General features: G+C 57.8%; 7 protein-coding genes and 2 pseudogenes. 7 read left to right on the plus strand and 2 right to left on the minus strand.

Annotated elements, in window-relative coordinates:
* Positions 1 to 178: pseudogene (locus GIW04_RS25880) on the minus strand (ribonucleotide-diphosphate reductase subunit beta); the annotation flags it as partial.
* A 479-nt stretch (positions 179 to 657) separates the two neighbouring features.
* Between GIW04_RS25880 and vapB the strand changes: the two are divergent.
* Together vapB and GIW04_RS25890 are read left to right on the plus strand one after the other, a co-directional pair.
* Complete coding sequence (gene vapB, locus GIW04_RS25885; RefSeq protein ID WP_003193638.1) at positions 658 to 888, plus strand: type II toxin-antitoxin system VapB family antitoxin; 231 nt, start codon at positions 658 to 660, stop codon at positions 886 to 888.
* Complete coding sequence (locus tag GIW04_RS25890; RefSeq protein ID WP_003193637.1) at positions 885 to 1,298, plus strand: type II toxin-antitoxin system VapC family toxin; 414 nt, start codon at positions 885 to 887, stop codon at positions 1,296 to 1,298. Before vapB ends, GIW04_RS25890 begins: the two co-directional genes overlap by 4 nt.
* Before the next feature lie 137 nt (positions 1,299 to 1,435).
* Here GIW04_RS25890 and GIW04_RS25895 read toward each other — a convergent pair whose 3' ends face one another.
* A complete protein-coding gene (locus GIW04_RS25895; RefSeq protein WP_003193635.1) occupies positions 1,436 to 1,705 on the minus strand; it encodes a DUF2790 domain-containing protein in 270 nt (89 codons plus the stop codon).
* 397 nt (positions 1,706 to 2,102) lie between these two features.
* On the opposite strand from GIW04_RS25895, the gene acs reads away from it, so the two are divergent.
* From acs to GIW04_RS25920, 5 genes and pseudogenes are all read left to right on the plus strand, one after another.
* Entirely contained in the window at positions 2,103 to 4,058 is a 1,956-nt protein-coding gene (gene acs, locus GIW04_RS25900) for an acetate--CoA ligase (RefSeq protein ID WP_003193632.1), read from the plus strand.
* 695 nt (positions 4,059 to 4,753) lie between these two features.
* Positions 4,754 to 5,539 (plus strand): ABC transporter substrate-binding protein, encoded by a 786-nt coding sequence (locus tag GIW04_RS25905; protein ID WP_003193630.1) that lies wholly within the window; start codon positions 4,754 to 4,756, stop codon positions 5,537 to 5,539.
* Positions 5,540 to 5,630: 91 nt separating this feature from the next.
* Positions 5,631 to 6,320, plus strand: a complete 690-nt coding sequence (locus tag GIW04_RS25910; RefSeq protein ID WP_003193627.1) for an ABC transporter permease — start codon at positions 5,631 to 5,633, stop codon at positions 6,318 to 6,320.
* Entirely contained in the window at positions 6,317 to 7,015 is a 699-nt protein-coding gene (locus GIW04_RS25915) for an ABC transporter permease (RefSeq protein WP_120249166.1), read from the plus strand. The genes GIW04_RS25910 and GIW04_RS25915 overlap by 4 nt, the downstream gene beginning before the upstream one ends.
* Before the next feature lies 1 nt (position 7,016).
* Positions 7,017 to 7,175: pseudogene (locus GIW04_RS25920) on the plus strand (peptidase M14); the annotation flags it as partial.

Raw genomic sequence — 7,175 nt, forward strand, 5'->3', positions numbered from 1 at the left:
CCTTGGCGCGCACGATGGCGGCAGAGTCGTTGGCGGTGACGGCGCGGGCTTCCACGGCGGCAGCGGCGCCGGCACCGTCGAGGCGGTCCATGTTGGCTTCGGTGGCGTGGCCGGCGTTGGCGCCTTTAGCGGCTACTTCGCCTTCTTCTTCTTTGTCGAATTCGTCCCAGCTCAGCATGACGTGTCGTCTCCTGCGTGAGGGCTCAAAGGTGCCCGTGTGAAACCGGATGGTTGGGTGTTCACACGGCCCAAAGGCCGCGGTGGATCTTAAGGAATCGTTTGTTGCAGCTAGCGCACGCATTAAACGGAATAGGGCTACGGGTGCTCTGCGTGAGGCTTGAGGGGCGCAGCGGTAGGTGCAAGCTCGCGCGGGATGCCTCAGGTCTGGCTCTTCATCCCAGTGTAAAGGGATATTGCAGGCCCGATTTACCCGCGCATTATAGGGAAAAAATCGGGTTTGTGTTGTGACGGATGGTCACTGATTAGAGACAAAAAGGACGCTTTTGAAGCCGGGGTGAGAGTTTACGGGGGGTTACTGCCGCAAGTTTTTTAGCAACTGGCACACGATCTCCGATCGTCGGCAAATTGCCATATGTCTTGCATAGGCTTCCACGTATCTCTACATTGCATATGTCAGGCATAGGTAGGAGCTGAATCATGCGCACAGTCTCAATTTTTAAAAACGGAAAGAACCAGGCTATTCGAATTCCAAACGAAATGGCTTATGAGGGAGTCGGCGAGCTCGAAATCACCCGCAACGGAGATACGATTACGTTGCGACCTATACGACCTAGCTGGGGGTCGTTGAGTGAGCTGCCCAAGGCGGACGAAGATTTTCTTCAGGAGCGTGAGGACGTTATTGGCGATGAAGGCAGGTTCAATCTGTGACGACATACATGCTGGATACCTGCATTTGCTCATTCATCATGCGTGAGCGGCCCGAGTGTGTGCTTGAGCGACTGGCATCGGAGGTGGCGAGGAGCAATCGAATCGTGATTTCGGCCATAACCTATGCCGAAATGCGATATGGGCAGATTGGGAAAAAGGCATCGCCCAAACACAAGACGTTAGTCGATGAGTTTGTGAAGCGACTCGATGAAGTGTTGCCGTGGGGCCTGGCGGCGGTGGACGCGACGGTTGAGGTGAAGCGAAGCCTGACCGAGCAAGGGTCGATCATCGGCCAAAATGATACTGCTATTGCAGGGCATGCAATTGCTTCGGGGTGTACGTTGGTGACCAACAATATTCGGGAATTCAGTCGCGTAGCGGGGTTGTCTTACGAGGATTGGGTCCACTAACCGTAGCGGGTGTTATGGCTGAAATCGCCATCGCAGGCAAGCCAGCTCCCACAGTTGATGCGTGGTGTATTCAAGGGCGGGTTCTTGGCCGCAAGAACGATTTCTTGCGGCAATTAAGAATCCAACTTCAGAAGTTGTTAGCCGTTAGAGCAACCATTGCCCATCACTTGATAGTTAAGAATATGCCGCTGGCCTTGCGAATCTTCATATTCCATCTTCGCCGGTACAACTTCGCAGACTTCTGGAATGCTGCTCATGGACAAGACTTTGGCCACGTCCAAGTGTGTGCTGTAGGTGTAGTCCTCAACGATCGGGGCGTTCTGGCCGGCCAGTTCAGTCGGGGCTTCGTCAGCCAGGGCGGCGGTGGCGCACAGGCTGCTCAGGGCCATCACTAATAACGCTTTCATTGCTTCATTACCTTCTTCAGGGCGAAAGGGGGCACGGGGCCCTTGTGAGGCCGCGTGTGTCACTTAAAAGTTGGGAAGTTCGGATTAACGTTGCCTTCGTGGGGGCTGTTGCGTTGTTAATCAGAGTGCCTTGTTGGCGGAGTTGATTTTAGGCGCCTCGGTTATATTCATATACCCGTGGTTTTGATAAACACTTTTGGCGGTTTTTGTAACAATCCCTCGATCAAGATTTTTTCAGAAACCTGCCAGGCGCCGCAGCACGCGGGCCAGAGCGGTGAAACGGCATAGCAGGGCAATTTGTAGGGTCTTGTTACTACCATCGTCGAATGGTTCTATAGGCCCACCCCGGCTACAACAGGGGCCATACAACAACAACTATGTCACCGAGGTAAGAAAGATGAGTGCGGCTTCCCTGTACCCCGTTCGCCCCGAAGTAGCAGCCAACACGCTCACCGACGAGGCGACCTACAAGGCCATGTACCAGCAGTCGGTGGTCAACCCCGATGGCTTCTGGCGTGAGCAAGCCAAGCGCCTTGACTGGGTCAAGCCTTTCACCGCGGTCAAGCAAACCTCTTTCGACGACCACCATGTCGACATCAAATGGTTTGCCGATGGCACCCTGAACGTTTCCTACAATTGCCTGGACCGTCACCTCGCCGAGCGTGGCGACCAGATCGCGATCATCTGGGAGGGCGATGACCCTGCCGAGAGCCGCAACATCACCTACCGCGAGCTGCATGAAGAAGTCTGCAAGTTCGCCAACGCCCTGCGCGGCCAGGATGTGCATCGCGGCGATGTGGTGACTATCTATATGCCGATGATCCCCGAAGCCGTGGTCGCCATGCTGGCCTGTACCCGCATTGGCGCGATCCATTCGGTGGTGTTTGGCGGTTTCTCTCCGGAAGCCTTGGCCGGTCGCATCATCGACTGTAAGTCGAAAGTGGTGATTACCGCTGACGAAGGCATCCGTGCCGGTAAGAAGATTCCGCTGAAAGCTAACGTCGATGACGCACTGACCAACCCGGAAACCAGCAGCATCCAGAAGGTGATCGTGTGCAAGCGCACCAATGGTGCGATCAAGTGGAACCAGCATCGCGACATCTGGTACGAAGACCTGATGAAAGTGGCGGGCACCGTCTGCGCGCCAAAAGAGATGGGCGCCGAAGAAGCACTGTTCATCCTTTATACCTCCGGTTCCACCGGCAAGCCTAAGGGCGTGCAGCACACCACCGGTGGCTACTTGCTCTATGCAGCCCTGACCCACGAGCGCGTATTCGACTATCGCCCGGGCGAAATCTACTGGTGCACCGCCGACGTTGGCTGGGTCACCGGCCACACCTACATCGTCTACGGCCCGCTGGCCAATGGCGCGACCACGGTGCTGTTCGAGGGCGTGCCGAACTACCCGGACATCACCCGCGTGGCGAAGATTGTCGACAAGCACAAGGTCAACATTCTCTACACCGCGCCGACCGCGATCCGCGCCATGATGGCTTCCGGCACCGCAGCCTGCGAAGGCGCCGACGGCAGCAGCCTGCGCCTGCTGGGGTCGGTGGGCGAGCCGATCAACCCGGAAGCCTGGGACTGGTACTACAAGAACGTCGGCCAATCCCGCTGCCCGATCGTCGACACCTGGTGGCAGACCGAAACCGGCGCCACGCTGATGAGCCCGCTGCCGGGCGCCCATGCGCTGAAGCCGGGTTCGGCGGCACGGCCGTTCTTCGGTGTGGTGCCGGCGCTGGTAGACAACCTGGGCAACATCATCGAAGGCGCCGCCGAGGGCAACCTGGTGATTCTGGATTCCTGGCCAGGCCAGGCGCGTACCCTGTACGGCGACCATGACCGTTTTGTCGACACCTACTTCAAGACCTTCCGTGGCATGTACTTCACCGGTGACGGTGCGCGTCGCGATGAGGACGGTTACTGGTGGATTACTGGCCGTGTGGATGACGTGCTGAACGTGTCCGGCCACCGCATGGGCACCGCCGAGATCGAAAGCGCCATGGTTGCCCACCCCAAAGTCGCCGAGGCGGCAGTGGTGGGCGTACCCCACGACATCAAGGGGCAGGGCATCTATGTGTACGTCACCCTGAAAAATGGCGAAGAACCCAATGAAGCGCTGCGCCTGGAACTGAAGAACTGGGTGCGCAAGGAAATCGGGCCGATAGCCTCGCCGGATGTCATCCAGTGGGCACCGGGGCTGCCGAAAACGCGCTCGGGGAAAATCATGCGGCGCATTTTGCGCAAGATCGCCACGGCTGAATACGATGGGTTGGGGGATATCTCTACCCTGGCAGATCCGAGCGTGGTGGCGCATTTGATTGAAACGCACAAGACCATGAACGTCGCGTAAGCGGGGTAGGTGGGACAGAGCCCCATTCGGCGCAAGCCGGGTGGGGCTTTTTTGTAGGGGCTCAAGACTGCCCAGATTCAGTGTGGGAGCTGGCTTGCCTGCGATGAGGGTGTGTCAGGCAACGGTTGGCTGGCTGACACACCGCTATCGCAGGCAAGCCAGCTCCCACAGTTAAGATCGCATTTCATAGGAGGGTATGGATGGCGGTCTGACAGACCTGCATATCCACCAAGCCAATAAATATCGGTTTTTCCAGTAGGACGTTTCTGAATGTTACCGGCCCGCTCAAATGTGTAACCGTCCGCACAAACCTGGGGCAATGGACCACGCCTACGCCCCGAAAAACCGCATTCTAGACACCCCCAAAAATAAGATTAAACGCCAGACTTGCCGTGCTAGAAGGGTTTGCGAATAATAGGCCCGCAATTTGCAGCATCATCAGGTTTAATATCTTTTGTCTCTGCATAAAATTCAGGGGCTGTCAATGAGCTGGAACCGCTTTCTCAGTGCTTCTGTAAATTGTTGTCGCATTGAGGAAATATCGGCTTCCGGCCTGTCGTTAGAATGCCGATCACTCGCTCGTCGTCGCAGGTGTCGCCCGCGCAGGACGCAGCACGCTATTCGGTTACACCTTCGCCGCATCGTGGGCCATGGCTCATACTGCAGTTTTTGCCCTATACCGATGGAGTCCCAAGATGAAGAAACTCGTGCTGTTGGGCGCCCTGGCGCTGTCCGTGCTGTCCATGCAGGCTTTCGCCGAAGGCAAGCCGCTGAAAATTGGTATCGAAGCGGCTTACCCTCCGTTTGCCTCGAAGGCGCCGGATGGCAGCATCGTCGGTTTTGACTACGACATCGGCAACGCCCTGTGCAAGCAGATGGACGTCAAGTGCACCTGGGTCGAGCAGGAATTCGATGGTCTGATCCCGGCACTCAAAGTGCGTAAGATCGACGCGATCCTGTCGTCCATGTCCATCACTGACGACCGCAAGAAATCCGTGGACTTCACCACCCGTTACTACCTGAGCCCGGCGCGCCTGGTGATGAAGGAAGGCACCAACGTCAGCGACGGCCTGGATGAACTCAAAGGCAAGACGATCGGTGTGCAGCGCGGTTCGATCCACGACCGTTTCGCCCGTGAAGTCCTGGCGCCAAAAGGTGCGAATATCAAGGGCTACAGTACCCAGAACGAAATCTACCTGGATGTGGCCGCCGGTCGTCTCGACGGTACCGTGGCTGACGCCACCCTGCTGCAAGACGGTTTCCTGAAAACCGATGCCGGCAAAGGCTACGCGTTTGTAGGCCCATCGTTCACCGAAGCCAAATACTTCGGCGACGGTATCGGCATCGCAGTGCGCAAAGGCGACAAAGAAAACCTTGAGCGCATCAATGCGGCCATCGCTGCAATCCGTGCCAACGGCGAATACAAGAAAATCCAGGACAAGTACTTCGACTTCGATATTTACGGCGCTGACGCCAAGTAACTCATCGCAGCTGTCTGTCCGAAATGGCGCAAGCAACAGTCATCCTGAAGTTTGCGCCATTTTTTCATCCCCCTTTTCGAGGACCTGAATCATGTTGAAAGGCTACGGGGCCGTTATCCTCGATGGCGCTTGGTTGACGCTTCAGCTCGCCTTGTCGTCCATGGCCTTGGCCATTGTTCTGGGTCTGATCGGGGTCGCGCTACGCCTATCGCCGGTACGCTGGCTGGCTTGGCTGGGCGACCTGTACTCCACGGTGATCCGCGGGATCCCCGACCTGGTGCTGATCCTGCTGATTTTCTACGGCGGCCAGGACTTGCTCAACCGCGTCGCGCCGTTGCTGGGCTTTGACGACTATATCGACTTGAACCCCCTGGCCGCCGGTATCGGCACCCTGGGTTTCATCTTTGGCGCTTACCTCTCGGAAACCTTCCGCGGCGCCTTCATGGCCATTCCCAAGGGGCAGGCTGAAGCCGGCCTGGCGTATGGCATGAGCAGTTTTCAGGTGTTTTTCCGGGTGATGGTGCCGCAGATGATTCGGCTGGCGATCCCTGGTTTTACCAACAACTGGCTGGTATTGACCAAGGCCACCGCGCTGATTTCGGTGGTGGGTCTGCAAGACATGATGTTCAAGGCCAAGCAGGCGGCAGACGCCACCCGCGAGCCTTTTACCTTCTTCCTCGCAGTGGCGGCGATGTACCTGGTGATCACCAGCGTGTCGTTGCTGGCCTTGCGTTACCTTGAGAAGCGCTACTCGGTAGGCGTAAGGGCGGCTGATCTATGATCTTCGACTACAACGTCATCTGGGAGGCCATGCCGCTGTACCTTGGCGGCTTGCTGACCACCCTGAAACTGCTCGCTATCTCGCTGTTTTTCGGCCTGCTCGCGGCCTTGCCCCTGGGCTTGATGCGCGTGTCCAAGCAGCCGATCGTCAATGGTGTGGCTTGGCTTTACACCTACGTGATCCGCGGCACGCCGATGCTGGTGCAGTTGTTTTTGATCTACTACGGCCTGGCCCAGTTCGAAGTGGTGCGCGAGAGCTTCCTGTGGCCGCTGCTGTCCAGTGCCACGTTCTGTGCGTGCCTGGCGTTTGCCATCAACACCAGCGCCTACACCGCCGAGATCATCGCCGGCAGCCTCAAGGCCACGCCCAACGGTGAGATCGAAGCGGCCAAGGCCATGGGCATGTCGCGCTACAAGCTGTACCGCCGCATCCTGTTGCCGTCGGCCCTGCGCCGCGCGCTGCCGCAGTACAGCAACGAAGTGATCATGATGCTGCAGACCACCAGCCTGGCCTCCATCGTCACGCTGATCGACATCACCGGTGCCGCGCGTACCGTGAACGCTCAGTACTACCTGCCGTTCGAAGCCTATATCACCGCCGGCCTGTTCTACCTGTGCCTGACCTTCATCCTGGTGCGCCTGTTCAAGTTGGCCGAGCGCCGCTGGCTGAGCTACCTGGCTCCACGGAAGCACTGATATGGAACGTATCGACCATCTGCTGCCCTGGGGGCACCTGGGCTGTGAGCGCCAGCTGAGCGTGTTTCGTTTCGGCAGTGGCGAGCGCAAGGCCTATATCCAGGCCAGCCTGCACGCCGATGAATTGCCTGGCATGCGCGCCGCCTGGGAACTGAAAAAG

It is taken from the genome of Pseudomonas sp. PA-4-8C, from assembly GCF_021606625.1.
Taxonomy (GTDB): Bacteria; Pseudomonadota; Gammaproteobacteria; order Pseudomonadales; family Pseudomonadaceae; genus Aquipseudomonas; species Aquipseudomonas lactis.